This window comes from Massilia sp. CT11-137 (assembly GCF_047302885.1).
In the GTDB taxonomy this organism is placed as follows: domain Bacteria; phylum Pseudomonadota; class Gammaproteobacteria; order Burkholderiales; family Burkholderiaceae_D; genus Telluria; species Telluria orientalis.
On record NZ_JBKYMP010000002.1, the window covers coordinates 458815 to 471543 of the forward strand.

At 67.6% G+C, this 12729-nt stretch carries 11 protein-coding genes; 5 read left to right on the forward strand and 6 right to left on the reverse strand.

Features of this window, described 5'->3' with window-relative positions; genetic code table 11:
- Positions 1-14: 14 nt before the first annotated feature.
- Entirely contained in the window at positions 15-1676 is a 1662-nt protein-coding gene (locus ACEN98_RS18820; protein ID WP_413386369.1) for a M1 family metallopeptidase, read from the reverse strand.
- An 81-nt stretch (positions 1677-1757) separates the two neighbouring features.
- Between ACEN98_RS18820 and ACEN98_RS18825 the strand changes: the two genes are divergently transcribed.
- Entirely contained in the window at positions 1758-2348 is a 591-nt protein-coding gene (locus ACEN98_RS18825; protein WP_413386372.1) for an isochorismatase family protein, read from the forward strand.
- 130 nt (positions 2349-2478) lie between these two features.
- Here ACEN98_RS18825 and ACEN98_RS18830 read toward each other — a convergent pair whose 3' ends face one another.
- Positions 2479-2751, reverse strand: coding sequence for a hypothetical protein (locus tag ACEN98_RS18830; protein WP_413386375.1), 273 nt, complete (start codon positions 2749-2751; stop codon positions 2479-2481).
- A 58-nt stretch (positions 2752-2809) separates the two neighbouring features.
- Positions 2810-3826 carry an LLM class flavin-dependent oxidoreductase gene (locus tag ACEN98_RS18835; RefSeq protein WP_413386377.1) on the reverse strand — a complete coding sequence of 339 codons (1017 nt, stop codon included), beginning with the start codon at positions 3824-3826 and terminating at the stop codon, positions 2810-2812.
- Between the two features lie 115 nt (positions 3827-3941).
- Here ACEN98_RS18835 and ACEN98_RS18840 point away from each other — a divergent pair, with 115 nt between their 5' ends.
- From ACEN98_RS18840 to ACEN98_RS18850, 3 genes are all read left to right on the forward strand, one after another.
- Positions 3942-5141: a serine hydrolase domain-containing protein gene (locus ACEN98_RS18840; protein ID WP_413386379.1), complete on the forward strand. Its 1200-nt coding sequence runs from the start codon at positions 3942-3944 to the stop codon at positions 5139-5141.
- Positions 5142-5271: 130 nt separating this feature from the next.
- Positions 5272-5934 (forward strand): hypothetical protein, encoded by a 663-nt coding sequence (locus ACEN98_RS18845; RefSeq protein ID WP_413386381.1) that lies wholly within the window; start codon positions 5272-5274, stop codon positions 5932-5934.
- 139 nt (positions 5935-6073) lie between these two features.
- Positions 6074-8032, forward strand: coding sequence for a sialate O-acetylesterase (locus ACEN98_RS18850; RefSeq protein ID WP_413386383.1), 1959 nt, complete (start codon positions 6074-6076; stop codon positions 8030-8032).
- Positions 8033-8036: 4 nt separating this feature from the next.
- Here ACEN98_RS18850 and ACEN98_RS18855 read toward each other — a convergent pair whose 3' ends face one another.
- Entirely contained in the window at positions 8037-9539 is a 1503-nt protein-coding gene (locus tag ACEN98_RS18855; RefSeq protein WP_413386385.1) for an acetyl-CoA hydrolase/transferase family protein, read from the reverse strand.
- Positions 9540-9568: 29 nt separating this feature from the next.
- The gene (locus ACEN98_RS18860; RefSeq protein ID WP_413386387.1) at positions 9569-10498 is read right to left on the reverse strand and encodes a bestrophin family protein; all 930 of its coding nucleotides are present in this window, start codon (positions 10496-10498) and stop codon (positions 9569-9571) included.
- Between the two features lie 202 nt (positions 10499-10700).
- Between ACEN98_RS18860 and ACEN98_RS18865 the strand changes: the two genes are divergently transcribed.
- Positions 10701-11690 carry an aldo/keto reductase gene (locus ACEN98_RS18865; RefSeq protein ID WP_413386389.1) on the forward strand — a complete coding sequence of 330 codons (990 nt, stop codon included), beginning with the start codon at positions 10701-10703 and terminating at the stop codon, positions 11688-11690.
- A gap of 125 nt (positions 11691-11815) precedes the next feature.
- Here ACEN98_RS18865 and uvsE read toward each other — a convergent pair whose 3' ends face one another.
- On the reverse strand, positions 11816-12721 hold the full coding sequence (gene uvsE / locus ACEN98_RS18870; RefSeq protein ID WP_413386391.1) for a UV DNA damage repair endonuclease UvsE: 906 nt from the start codon (positions 12719-12721) through the stop codon (positions 11816-11818).
- Positions 12722-12729: the final 8 nt, after the last annotated feature.

Consider the following 12729-nt stretch of genomic DNA (forward strand, 5'->3'; position numbering starts at 1 on the left):
ACATGGTGCCCACCCTACCTGCCTTCGAACCGCCTCTCGCGCCGCACGATCTTCGAATGCGGATCGAACGTGACCGTCGCGTGCGGCGGCAGTGCGATGCTGCCGCGGCCGTCCGCCATCGGCAGGGTGACGGTGCGCCCGTCCACGCGTACGTCGAGCGGCATCGGGAACGGCGTGTTGGCGGCCGTCTTCCACGCGAGGTCCAGCGTGTCGCCGCGGCGCGCGGCCACGAGCTCGGGCAGCGCGGCCTGGTACATATAGGCCTGGAAGAACCAGCCGAGGTCCCGTCCGCTCGCGCGCTGGACGATGGCGATGAAGTCCGGCGTCGTCGCATAGCGCGGCGAGAAATTCCCCGGGCGCGGGTCCGGTGTGCCGTACACGAGTTCGCGCACGGCGCGGAAAAAGGCGTCGTCGCCGATCAGGCCGCGCAACGTGTGCAACACGAGCGAGCCTTTCGCATAAATGTCGCCGCCGGGACCGCCGCGCTTGAGGTCGTAGACGTCTTCCTCGCGCTTGTGCTTGCCGGACACGAGCGGCGCCTTGTTGCGGATGCCCGCGCGTTGCTGCATCAGCGCGGCGAAATATTCCTGGTCGCCGTGCAGGTATTGCATGTACAGCGGCTGCATGTAGGAGGCGAGGCCCTCGTGCAGCCACATGTCGTCCCAGTCGGCATTCGTGAGCTGGTTGCCGAACCATTCGTGGGCGAATTCGTGCTGCAGCAGGTCGTCGTAGCCGTATGGCGTCTTGACGTATTTGTTGCCGTAGGCATTGATGGTCTGGTGTTCCATGCCCTTGTGCGGCGTTTCGACGACACCCATTTTTTCGTCGGCGAACGGGTAGGGACCGATCGTCGATTCGAAGAAATCCAGCATCTTCGGGAATTCCGAGAACAGGTCTTGCGCATGCGCTTTGTTCTGCGGCAGGTACCAGAACCGCAGCGGGATCGTATTGCCGTAGCGGCTGCGGTACTCGCCGGACAGCACCTCGTACGGCCCCACGTTGATGGCGATGCCGTACGTGCTCGGGTTCTTTGCGCGCCAGTGCCATGTGCGCCAGCCGTTCGCTTCCGTCATGCCCGTGGCCACGCCATTGCCCGCGGCCACGAGTGGCGCGGGCACGGTGATGTGTTCGTCGACGACCTTCGGCTTGCCCATCGGATGGTCGATGCAGGGCCAGAACAGGTCGCAGCCTTCGCCTTCGACGGCACTCGCGACCCACGGCTTGCCGTCCGGCGTGCGCGCCCACACGAAGCCGCCGTCCCATGGCGCACGTTTCGCCACGTGCGGTTCGCCGTGGTAGGTCACGCGCACCTTGATCTGGCGGCCCGGCTCCAGCCGCTGCGGCAGCGCGATCGCCAGCTTGCCGTCCGGATTGCGCCACCGGTCGGCCGCGAGCGGCTGGCCGTCGACGGCGATGCCATCGATGGGCAGGTTGCGGTCCAGGTCGAGCTCGATGCTGTCCAGCGGCGCGCCGGTGCTGAACGTGAGCGTCGCGTCGCCGCGCAGGCTGCGGCTGTCCGGGTCGATGCGCAGGCTCAGGTCGGCATGGTCGAACGACAGCGCCTGCTGCGCGCTACTACGCTGCGCGCCCGAGTTGACGGTGTAGGCGGTGAGGGCGGGCTGGCTGGCGCAGCCTGCCAGCAGGACGCACAAGGCGGCGATGGCGGTTCTTTGCATGATGCCGGAAATTTAGCACAGCGGAAACTGGCGCCACCAAATCGCCTGCCGGCGGATACTGCGCGGCGAGGAGGATCTTACATGAGCGACCTGGACATCGATATCGGCCGCACCGCCCTGGTGCTGATCGATTTGCAGAACAGTAATGTGAAACGCGACCTGGCCCCGTACACGGCCGAGCAGGTGGTGGGCAATTGCGTGCTGCTGTCGGGCGAAATGCGCGACCGCGGCGGCATGGTGATCTTCGTGCGCGTGCTCGTCGACCAGTTGCAACTGCCGCCGGCCGATGCGCCGCTGCGCAAACCCGGCACGCCCGCGCCACCGCCGGACGCGTCGCTGCTGGCGCCGGACGCGCAGGTGCAGGCGCAGGACATCGTCGTGACGAAGCGCCAGTGGGGCGCGTTCTACGGCACGGAACTGGACCAGTTGCTGCGCCGGCGCCACATCAAGACCATTATCCTGGGCGGCATCGCCACCAACTTCGGCGTCGAGTCGACGGCACGCGCCGCGTTCGACCGCGGCTACGAGCTCGTCTTCGTCGAGGATGCGATGAGCAGCATGGCGGCGGATGCGCACGAGTTCGCCTGCAGGCACATCTTCCCCGTCATGGGCAAGGTGCGCTCGACGCGCCATGTGATCGACGCGTTGCAGGCGGGGACGGGGGACGCTTGATGTCGATTGGTTAGCGCATCTACGTCGTCCCCGCGAAGGCGGGGACCCAATTTTCGCGATCTGCCGACAAACTTGGGTTCCCGCCTGCGCGGGAAGTCGTTTCCGGCAATGCCGGGAACGACGAGCCAGCTTATTTGCGCGGTGCCGGCTGCTGGCTGTCGGCGGCCTGCTGCCGTGCTTGCGCCTGCGCCTGCGCCTGCCGCTGCTGCTCCTTCTCCTGCTTCTTGGCCATGTGGTGGCCGATGGCGCAGCCGGCGGCAGCGCCCAGCAAGCCGTGCTTGCCCGCCACGTGGCCGCCGACGCCGCCGACGATGGCGCCTTTCGCGCAGCTGGGTTTGGCATAGGCGGCGCCCGTCGAGGCGAGCGAGAGCATCAGGGTTGCGGCGATCAGTCGAGTGTTCATAGGTCCTCCATGGTTATGCAATCAACGGCCAGGTGCCGTCCATGGATGACAAGTGTGACTAAGGCCGCGCCGGTTGAATGTTCGCCAGATCACCGTTGCGCCGGATCTCCGCCGCGATCTCGTACGAGCGCAACCGCGCCGCGTGGTCGTAGATCTGCGACGTGATCATCAGCTCGTCCGCGCCGGTGCGCGCGATGAAGTCCTTCAGCTGCCGTTCGACGGTCTCGGGCGAGCCGATCGCCGAGCACGACAGCACGCCGTCGAGCATGCCGCGTTCCGCCGGGCCGAGCAGGTCGAGATAACCTTCGACGGGCGGTTTCAAACGCGTCGGATGGCCGCTGCGCAGGTTGACGAACGCCTGCTGCATGGACGTCGCGCGCCATTGGGCTTCCGCATCCGTCTCGGCGGCGAACACGTTAAAGCCGAGCATCACGTACGGCTTGTCGAGCTGGGCCGAGGGGCGGAAGGTGGCGCGGTAGATCTCGATGGCCTGCATCATCATCTGCGGCGCGAAGTGCGACGCGAACGCGTACGGCAGGCCCAGCATTGCCGCCAGCTGCGCGCCGAACAGGCTGGAGCCGAGGATCCACACGGGCACCTTGAGGCCGGCGCCGGGCACGGCGCGCACGTGGCGGCGCGGGGCGTCCGCGAAATAATCCATCAGTTCCACGACGTCCTGCGGGAATTCGTCCGCGTCGGACGCGAGATTGCGGCGCAGCGCGCGGGCCGTCGCGTGGTCGGAACCGGGCGCGCGGCCGAGGCCCAGGTCGATGCGGCCCGGGAACAGCGATTCGAGCGTGCCGAACTGTTCGGCGATGACGAGCGGGGAATGGTTCGGCAGCATGATGCCGCCGGCGCCGAGGCGGATGGTGGAGGTGCCGTTGCCCACGTGGGCGATCAGCACCGCCGTCGCCGCGCTGGCGATGCCCGGCATGCCGTGGTGTTCGGCGAGCCAGAAGCGGTGGTAACCCCAGCGTTCGCCGTGCTGCGCGAGGTCGAGCGAGCGGCGGAACGATTCGGCAGCGTCGCTGCCTTCGGTGATCGGGGCGAGGTCGAGTATCGAGAAAGGAATCATTGGTGCATTCATCGCCCCATGATACGCCGATCGAATTTTTCGCGTGCGCCACGGTCCGGAACGGCATATGATGGCCTGTTGAACAATGTCTCCACGGCATCTCCGTTTGCTCAACATGCGTATTTACCTGCTTCCCTGCATCGCCGTGCTCGCTGCCGGCTGCACCTTGCCTCCCCGTGTACCGAGCGTGCCCGCGGCCGATGTCCCCCGGCTGGACGTGCGCCGCTTTCCCCAGATCGACGCCGCCATCGAGGGCGCCATTGACGCGCACAAGTTGCCGGGCGCCGTGTTCCACCTGGAGCACGAGGACGCCGTCTACGAACGCGCCTACGGCCGCCTGACCTATGAACCGGATGCGGCTCCGGTCACGACGGCGACCACCTTCGATGCCGCCTCGCTGACGAAAGTGCTGGCGACGGCGCCGTCCGTGCTGATCCTGGCCGAGCAGGGACGCATCGGGCTCGACGACAAACTCGTCAAATACTTCCCCGAATGCGGGACCGGCGGCAAGGAAACGATTACGATCCGGCAATTGCTCACGCACAGTTCGGGCTTGCCCGCCGGGCTGCCGGCCGTCCCTGCATGGAAAGGCCGCGTGGCCGCGCACCAGCTCGCGTGTGCCCAGGTTGTTACGCACCCGCCCGGTACGTTCTTCCGCTATTCCGACGTCAATTACGTGCTGCTGGGCCAGGTCGTCGAAAAGGTCACGGGCACGCCGCTGGACGATTACGCGCAGTCGCACATCTACGCGCCGCTGGGGATGCGCAACACGGGTTACCTGCCGCTGCGCCGGGCCGACGTCGAGACGATCGCGCCGACCCAGGTCGGCAGCGCGGACGGGAAAGGCGCGCATGGCGACCTCGCGCCGGGCGAACTCCTGCGCGGCGTCGTGCACGACCCGACGGTGCGCCGCATGGGCGGTGTGGCGGGCTCGGCCGGCGTATTCACGACCGTCGGCGACGTGGCGCGCTACGCCCGCATGCTGCTGGCGGGCGGGGTGCTGGACGGCGTGCGCATCCTGGGCCCGGACAGCGTCCGCCTGCTGACGACCGTGCAATCGCCTCCCGGCCTGGCCAGGCGCGGCCTCGGCATGGACATCGACTCGCCGTACGCGAAGCGCCCGCGCGGCACCGTGTACCCGGTCGGCAGCTATGGCCACACCGGCTTCACGGGCTGCATCCTGTGGGTCGATCCGCAGTCGAAGTCGTTCTACGTATTCCTGTCGAACCGCGTCTATCCGGACGACAAGAGCAACATCCTCGACCTGTACACGCGGATGGGCACGCTTGCGGCGCAGGCGGCCGGGGCGTACTGATTTTTGTTTCCGCGAGGCTAACGCGCGCACCCTTCACGGCGATCTCTTTAAACTCCGCCTCCACAGTATCTTCTTGATATTGCAGAGTTTTTTTGCCCCAAATCCATTCTCTGAGGAGAGCGATATGAAAATGAATAAGTTACTGAAGGGCTTGCTGGGTGCTGCCGTCACGGTGGCGATGTTCGGTACGGTCAACGCGCAGGCGCAGACCGGTTCGTCGACGGGCAGCAGCGCGACCGCGCAGGATCAGTCGACGTCGGGCAGCTCGGCCACCAAGAAACACACGAAGAAAAAACATCATAAGAAGAGCAGCTCGAGCAGCGGTTCGAGCGGCAGCGGCGGTTCCTCCAGCAGCGGTTCGTCGTCGAGCGGCAGCCAGGATACCCAGGGCACCTCGGGTTCGTCGGGTAGCATGGGCACCGGCACCGGCACCGGCACCGGCACCGGCACCGGCACCAGCGGCGGCAGCGGCACGTCGGGCGGCACGGGTACCGGCACCGGCGGCAGCATGGGCACGGGCAGCGGCACGACCACGCCGCCGACCGGCACCGGCACCGGCTCCTCGGGTTCGAGCGGCGCAACCGGCACCACCGGTTCCGGCTCGTCCGGCACCAGCGGCATGAGCGGCAGCACCGGCGCCAGCGGCACCGGCCTGTCCGGTTCGAGCGGCATGAGCGGCACGGGCTCCGGTTCGGGCACGGGCACCAGCGCGACCGGCACGGGCGCGGCGGGCACCGGCACCAGTTCCAGCACCACCAGTGGCAGCCAGGGCACGGGCAGCCGCGGCTACTGACCGCTCCGCTCCGCAATGAAGCGCCAGCCTGCGGGCTGGCGTTTTTTTTGCTGCCTTCGCCTCGCTGTTGGTATAACATCATTTATTAAGAAAAAATGAAAAGCGCAAACATCTGCGCCACTAACGACGAGGAGATTCGATGGAGACTACGAAGATGGCCGCACGCCTGCTGGCGCTCGCGGCGGCAAGCGCCTGCCTGCCGGGGCAGGCGGCCGACCTGGGCCTGGCCCGTATTTTTGCCGACCACGCGGTCCTGCAGCGCGACCAGCCGATTGCCGTGTGGGGCACGGCCGGCGCCGGCAGCAAGGTGAGCGTCACCCTGGGCGGACGTGCCGTGACCGGCACTGCGGATGCGCGCGGCAAGTGGAAGGCGCAACTGCCGCCGCAGCCGGCGGGCGGACCGTACACGCTCACGGTCGCCGCGGGCGGCCAGAGCGTCAGCCGCGCCGACATCCTGGTCGGCGACGTCTACCTGTGCTCGGGCCAGTCGAACATGGAATTTGCCGTGCACAATTCGACCAACGCGTGGTCGACGACGATGATGGCGGCCAACGACAGGATCCGCTTCCTGAACGTGGAAAAGAACAGCACGGCGGCGCCGCAGGATGAGCTCAAGGGCCCGGTCGCGTGGAAGATCGCCGGGCCGGACACCATCGGCGATGCGTCCGCCGTCTGCTACTACATGGCGCGCTCGCTGCAGGGCAGCTACAAGGTGCCGGTCGGCTTCGTCAACGCCAGCTGGGGCGGCACGACGATCCAGGGCTGGATCGGCGGGGAGTCGCTGCGCACCGTGAGCGACTACACGGCCGGCGTCGACGCCGTCAAACAGTACGGCGCCGATCCGGCTGCCGGCATGCGCGCCGAGGATGCCCGCAACGAGGCCTGGTGGACGGCGCACGATCCCGCGGCCGCCGCGCAGCGTGCGTGGATCGCACCGGATTTCGACGACAGCGCGTGGCCCACCGTCACGCCGACCGGATCGTGGAAGGACAGCGGCGTGGCCGGCTTCAAGGACTTCGACGGCGTCGCGTGGTACCGCACGACGGTCACCCTGACGGAAGCGCAGGCCAAGGCCGCGAACGCGGTGCACCTGGGCCCCGTCGACACGTACGACACGACGTGGGTCAACGGCGTGCGCGTGGGCGGCATCAGCACGGGATGGATGTGGCGCGACTACGATGTGCCGGCCGGCGTGTTCAAGCCGGGCCGCAACGTGATCGCCATGCGCGTGCTGAGCGGCGGGCAGGGCGGCGGCCTGTCCGGGCCGGTGGACAAGCGCAGCATCGGCCTCGCGGACGGCCAGGCGATCCCGCTGCCGGCCGCGTGGAAGGTCCAGCGCGGCGGCGCCATGAAAGGCCAGTCGGTGCCGCCGGCGCCGTGGTCCGTGCCGACGAGCCTGACCACGCTGTACAACGGCATGATCGCGCCGCTGGTCGGCTATAAATTCAAGCTGGCCGCGTGGTACCAGGGCGAATCGAACGCCGGCGCGGCGCAGGAATACCGCACCTTGCTGCCGCTCCTGATGCGCGACTGGCGCCAGCGTTTCGGCCAGCCGACGTTGCCGTTCTTCGTCGTGCAACTGACGTCGTACGGTTCGCCGGCGAAAACGCCGGGCCAGTCCGGCTGGGCCGAGCTGCGCGACGCACAGGCGGCCGCGGTGGCGAACGACCCGCACGCGGGCCTGGCCGTGACGATCGACGTGGGCGACCGCTTCGACATCCACCCGACCCAGAAGACGCTCGTCGGCGAACGCCTCGCGCGCGCGGCGCGCGCCGTCGCGTACGGCGAAAAGACGATCCCCGGCAGCCCGACGGCCGTGTCGGCGCAGCGCAAGGGCGGCGACATCGTCGTGACGTTCAAGGACACGGGCGGCGGCCTGGCGACGTATTCGTCCGACCGCGCCAACGCGTTCGAGGTGTGCGCGGGCACGGTGTGCCGTTACGCGGAGGCGCGCGTGGCCGGTGACACCATCGTCCTGCCCGGCGCCGGCACGCCGGATGCCACCCGCGTGCGCTACGCGTGGGCCGATGCGCCGTTCGTGAACCTGTTCGGCGCGGACGACCTGCCGGCCGCGCCGTTCCAGCTGGAGGTGCGCTGAAGGTTCAGGGTTCGAGCATCGAGCCCGTCTCGCTGTAGCGGGTGTGCCACGCGTACGCCCGCTCCAGCACGTGCGGCGTCTGGCCGCCGCGCCGCTGCGCTTCCCGCACGTACGCGCGCAGCATCGATTTGTACGGTTCGGCCGTGCACTGTTCGATGATGACCTCGGCCCGTTCGCGTGGCGCGAGGCCGCGCAGGTCGGCGAGGCCCAGTTCCGTGACGATGATGTCGACGTCGTGCTCCGTGTGGTCGACGTGCGTCACCATCGGCACGATCGACGACACCTTGCCGCCCTTGGCCGTGGCCTTGGTCGCGAAGATCGACAGGTAGGCGTTGCGCGCGAAGTCGCCCGAGCCGCCGATCCCGTTCATCATGTGCGTGCCCAGCACGTGCGTCGAATTGATGTTCCCGTAGATGTCCGCTTCCAGGGCCGTGTTGATGGCGATGATGCCGAGGCGGCGAATCACTTCCGGGTGGTTGGACACTTCCTGCGGACGCAGCACGAGCTTGTCGCGGTAGCGGTCGAAGTCGCGGAACACCTGCCGGCTCTTTTCCGGCGACAGCGTGATCGACGAGCCGGACGCGAAATCCAGCTTGCCCGCGTCGAACAGGTCGAACGTCGAATCCTGCAGCACTTCCGAATACATCGTCAGGCGGTCGAACGGGCTGTCGGCAAAGCCTGCCAGCACCGCGTTGGCGATCGTGCCGATGCCGGCCTGCAGCGGCAGCAGTTCCCTCGCCAGGCGGCCCGCCTCGATTTCCCGTTCGAAGAAGCGGATCAGGTGGCCCGCGATGGCGGCCGTCTCGCGATCGGCCGGCAGCACGGACGACGTCGAATCCGGCTGGTCGGACAGCACGATCGCGACGATCTTCTCGGGCGGGATGGCGATCCACGGCGTGCCGGCGCGGTCGTCCGCCGACATGATCGGGATCGGTTCGCGCAACGGGCGCTTCTTCGGAATCCAGATGTCGTGCAGGCCTTCCAGGCCGGCCGGCTGGGCGAGGTTGATCTCGACGATCACCTTGTCGGCCAGGATCGCGAAGCTGGCGCTGTTGCCGACGGAGGTCGTGGGCACGACGGCGCCGTCTTCCGTGATCGCCACCGCTTCCACGATGGCCACGTCGACCGGCGCGATGTGGCGGCTGCGCAGCTGTTCGACGGTCTCGGACAGGTGCTGGTCGATGTACATCACCTCGCCGCGGTTGATCGCCGCGCGCAGCACGGGGTCCACCTGGAACGGCATGCGGCGCGCCAGTGCGCCCGCTTCGGTGAGGCGTTTGTCGGTGTCGTTGCCGAGCGAGGCGCCCGTCATCAGCGTGATCTTCAAAGGCTCCGTGCGGGCCCGCTCGGCCAGCGCGGCCGGCACGAGCTTGACGTCGCCGGCGCGGGTGAAGCCGCTCATGCCGACGGTCATGCCGTCCTTGATCCAGCGCGCGGCCTCGTGCGCACTGGTGACGCGGCCGCGCAGCGAGGCGCAGCGGATACGGTCCAGGTATTCTGTCTTCATGTCTTTCTCGGGTCGACTTCGGGATGGAACTAGCTGAGCCGGTAGTTCTCCGGCAGCAGCGGGGGAGGCAGGTCGCGGTCGCCCAGGGCGGTGCGCAGGTCGATCTCGATCGTGCGGCACAGGGCCTCGAGCGGCAGGCCGTTGTCGGAGGCGCGGAACGGTTCCTCGAGCTCGTCGCCGAGGGCGTCCAGGCCGAAGAAGGTGTAGGCCACGATGGCGGAGACGAGGGGCGTCAGGTAGCCGATCGTGTCCACGAGGCCGAACGGCAGCAGGAAGCAATACAGGTACGCCGTGCGGTGCAGCAGCAGGGTGTACGAAAACGGGATCGGCGTGCCGCGGATACGTTCGCAGGATGCGGCCACCGCCGTCATCGCCGAGAAGCTCGCATCGATGGCCGGCGCGAGGCAGGCGTCCAGGCGGCCCGTGCGCAGGCATTCTCCGAGGTCGGCGCCCATCTCCAGCATCAGCGCGTACGGGACGTTCGGTTGCGTGCGCACGCGTTCCCATTCGGCTGGTGCGATCCACGGCGCGACGTCGGCATTGCCGTCGGTGTCGCCGCGCAGCCGCTGGCGCAGCGCGTGCGCATACGCGATGGCGCGGCGAATGATGCGCAGGTGGGGATCGTCCGCGGCCGGATGGCCGGGCGCGACGAGCGACAGGCACTGGCGCGCGAGGCTGCGGCTGCGCAGTATCAGTTCCCCCCACTGCTTGCGGCCTTCCCAGTAGCGGTCGTAGGCCGCGTTGTTACGGAAGCCGAGGAAGATCGCGAGGGGAAGCCCCATCAGCGTGAACGGCGTCGTCGTGAAATGCAGCTTGTGGTGGCCGAACTGGCCGTCGGTCCAGGTGACGATCACCGCCAGCAGCGTACTGACCGCGAGGTGCATCCAGATGCGCGGCAGGATCGAACCGCGCATGATGAAGAACAGCCGCAGGGCCGATGGGCGGTCGCGGACGATCATGTCCGCCTCCAGGCCCGGTCATCCATGGTGTGCATGAGAAGCATGGTCGTCCATTCTGGACTTCGCACTCGGAAACTCCCAATTCACATTTCCCATGTCCGTCATGAACGATGTGAATGCTTGCATGATCATAAACCTGTCGTGTGCCGCCGTCGCCGCGAAACGGCTATCGTCACGCCCATCGATCGCACCGGAGACCATCATGAAGACACGTCAGCTGGGCAATGAAGGATTGCACGTCTCGGCCATCGGCCTGGGCTGCATGGGCATGAGCGATTTCTACGCCAACCGCGACGACGCCGAATCCATCGCGACGATCCAGCGCGCCATCGACCTGGGCGTCACGCTGTTCGACACGGCCGACATGTACGGCCCGCACACGAACGAGGTCTTGCTGGGCCGCGCGATCCGCGGGCGGCGCGAGGGACTCGTCATCGCCACCAAGTTCGGCGTCAAACGAACCCCCGAAAATCCGGGCGATTTCGGCGTCTCCGGTCGCCCCGAGTACGTACGCGCCGCCTGCGAGGGAAGCCTCAAGCGGCTCGGCATCGACACGATCGACCTGTACTACCAGCACCGCGTGGACCCGGCCACGCCCATCGAGGACACGATGGGCGCGTTGGCGGACCTCGTCCGCGCCGGGAAGGTGCGCTACGTGGGCCTGTCCGAGGCGTCCGTACAGACGATCGAGCGTGCCGTGAAGGTGCATCCGGTGACGGCGCTGCAGAGCGAGTACTCGTTGTGGACGCGCGATCCCGAGGATGGCGTGCTCGACGCGTGCCGCCGCCACGGCATCGGCTTCGTGCCATACAGTCCGCTGGGCCGCGGCTTCCTCACGGGCGAGATCCGTACGCCGGACGATTTCGCGCCGGACGACTACCGCCGCAACAGCCCGCGTTTCCAGGGCGCGAACTTCGCGCAGAACATCGCACTCGTCGACAAGGTGCGCGAACTGGCGCGCGCGGCGGGCTGCACGCCGGGCCAGCTGGCGCTCGCATGGGTGCTGGCGCAGGGGCCGGACATCGTGCCGATTCCCGGCACCAAGCGCCGCAACTACCTCGACGAGAACGTGGATGCCGTCGACATCGACCTCGGGCCGGCGCAGTTGACGGAGCTGGAAGCGATCTTTCCGCGCGGGGCGGCGGTGGGGACGCGGTATCCGGAAGGGGCGATGGGGGCGGTCAACCGCTAAGCGGAACAGCGCGAAACGCAAAACGACCCGAAACGCAATACAACCCGAAACGCAATACAACCCGAAACGCAAAACAACCCGAAACGCAAAACAACGTCATCCCCGCGCAGGCGGGGATGACGGTTTTAGGGGCAACTTACTTGCGCCATCCAATCCCTTAATCCACCAATCGCCTGTTCCTTCGACTTCGCCTCGATCTCGATCCACGGCGCCTCCACATACGCCGCCGGCATCGTCGTGATCAGGTCCGCGTGCTGGCGATCGTTGAACCCGTCGCGCCCGTTCGAGATGTGGACGACCTGGTGCGCCGGCACGGGCCATGTCGCGCGTGCCGCGGCGAGCATCGCGGCCACGCTCGGGTCGTCGTAGCTGGCCAGCTTGTCGTGCACGATGTGGTGGTGCGCGTCGAACACCATCGGCACGCCGGCGCGCATGCAAACGTCGTGGATCTCGTCCGCGCCGTACGCGTATTCATCGTTCTCCAGGCACAGGCGCAGGCGGATCGCGTCGGGCAGCGCATGGATGCGCTCGACGAGCGCGTCGCTGCGGTTCGCCTTGCCGCCGTGGATCTCGAGCAGCGCCCACGGCGAGCGCGGTTGCTCCAGCAGGTCCATGATGTCGGCGTGCATCTGCAGGATCTTGACGCTGTTGGCGACGACGTCGGGCGAATCGGAACTGAGCACGACGAACTGGTCCGGATGCATCACGAGGCGCAGGCCGAGTTCCGTCGCGCGCCGGCCCGTGCGCGCGAGCGCAGGCGCGAGGGGCTGCATCACGGCGCGGCCGATGTCGTCGTCGAAGAACGGGAAGATCGACGACGGAATGCGATACAGGCGAATGCCGTTGCGGCGGCAGTAGTGCAGCGCACCGTCCAGCGTCTGCAGGTTGTCGCGGTAGATGTCGTCGAGCAGCTTGCGCTGGCCGTCGTCCGACTGCTCCAGCAGGCGCTTGCGCGTGACGGTGCGGTAGCGGATGTCCTTCGAGACGGTGATGCAGACCAGGCCGAGCTGGGGCGGGGACGAGACGGGCATGGACGAAG

Excerpts from the sequence above, each read along its gene's own strand:
- ACEN98_RS18820 (WP_413386369.1), bottom strand. The coding sequence starts at position 1,676 with ATGCAAAGAACCGCCATCGCCGCCTTGTGCGTCCTGCTGGCAGGCTGC.
- ACEN98_RS18825 (WP_413386372.1), top strand. The coding sequence starts at position 1,758 with ATGAGCGACCTGGACATCGATATCGGCCGCACCGCCCTGGTGCTGATC.
- ACEN98_RS18830 (WP_413386375.1), bottom strand. The coding sequence starts at position 2,751 with ATGAACACTCGACTGATCGCCGCAACCCTGATGCTCTCGCTCGCCTCG.
- ACEN98_RS18835 (WP_413386377.1), bottom strand. The coding sequence starts at position 3,826 with ATGATTCCTTTCTCGATACTCGACCTCGCCCCGATCACCGAAGGCAGC.
- ACEN98_RS18840 (WP_413386379.1), top strand. The coding sequence starts at position 3,942 with ATGCGTATTTACCTGCTTCCCTGCATCGCCGTGCTCGCTGCCGGCTGC.
- ACEN98_RS18845 (WP_413386381.1), top strand. The coding sequence starts at position 5,272 with ATGAATAAGTTACTGAAGGGCTTGCTGGGTGCTGCCGTCACGGTGGCG.
- ACEN98_RS18850 (WP_413386383.1), top strand. The coding sequence starts at position 6,074 with ATGGAGACTACGAAGATGGCCGCACGCCTGCTGGCGCTCGCGGCGGCA.
- ACEN98_RS18855 (WP_413386385.1), bottom strand. The coding sequence starts at position 9,539 with ATGAAGACAGAATACCTGGACCGTATCCGCTGCGCCTCGCTGCGCGGC.
- ACEN98_RS18860 (WP_413386387.1), bottom strand. The coding sequence starts at position 10,498 with ATGATCGTCCGCGACCGCCCATCGGCCCTGCGGCTGTTCTTCATCATG.
- ACEN98_RS18865 (WP_413386389.1), top strand. The coding sequence starts at position 10,701 with ATGAAGACACGTCAGCTGGGCAATGAAGGATTGCACGTCTCGGCCATC.
- uvsE (WP_413386391.1), bottom strand. The coding sequence starts at position 12,721 with ATGCCCGTCTCGTCCCCGCCCCAGCTCGGCCTGGTCTGCATCACCGTC.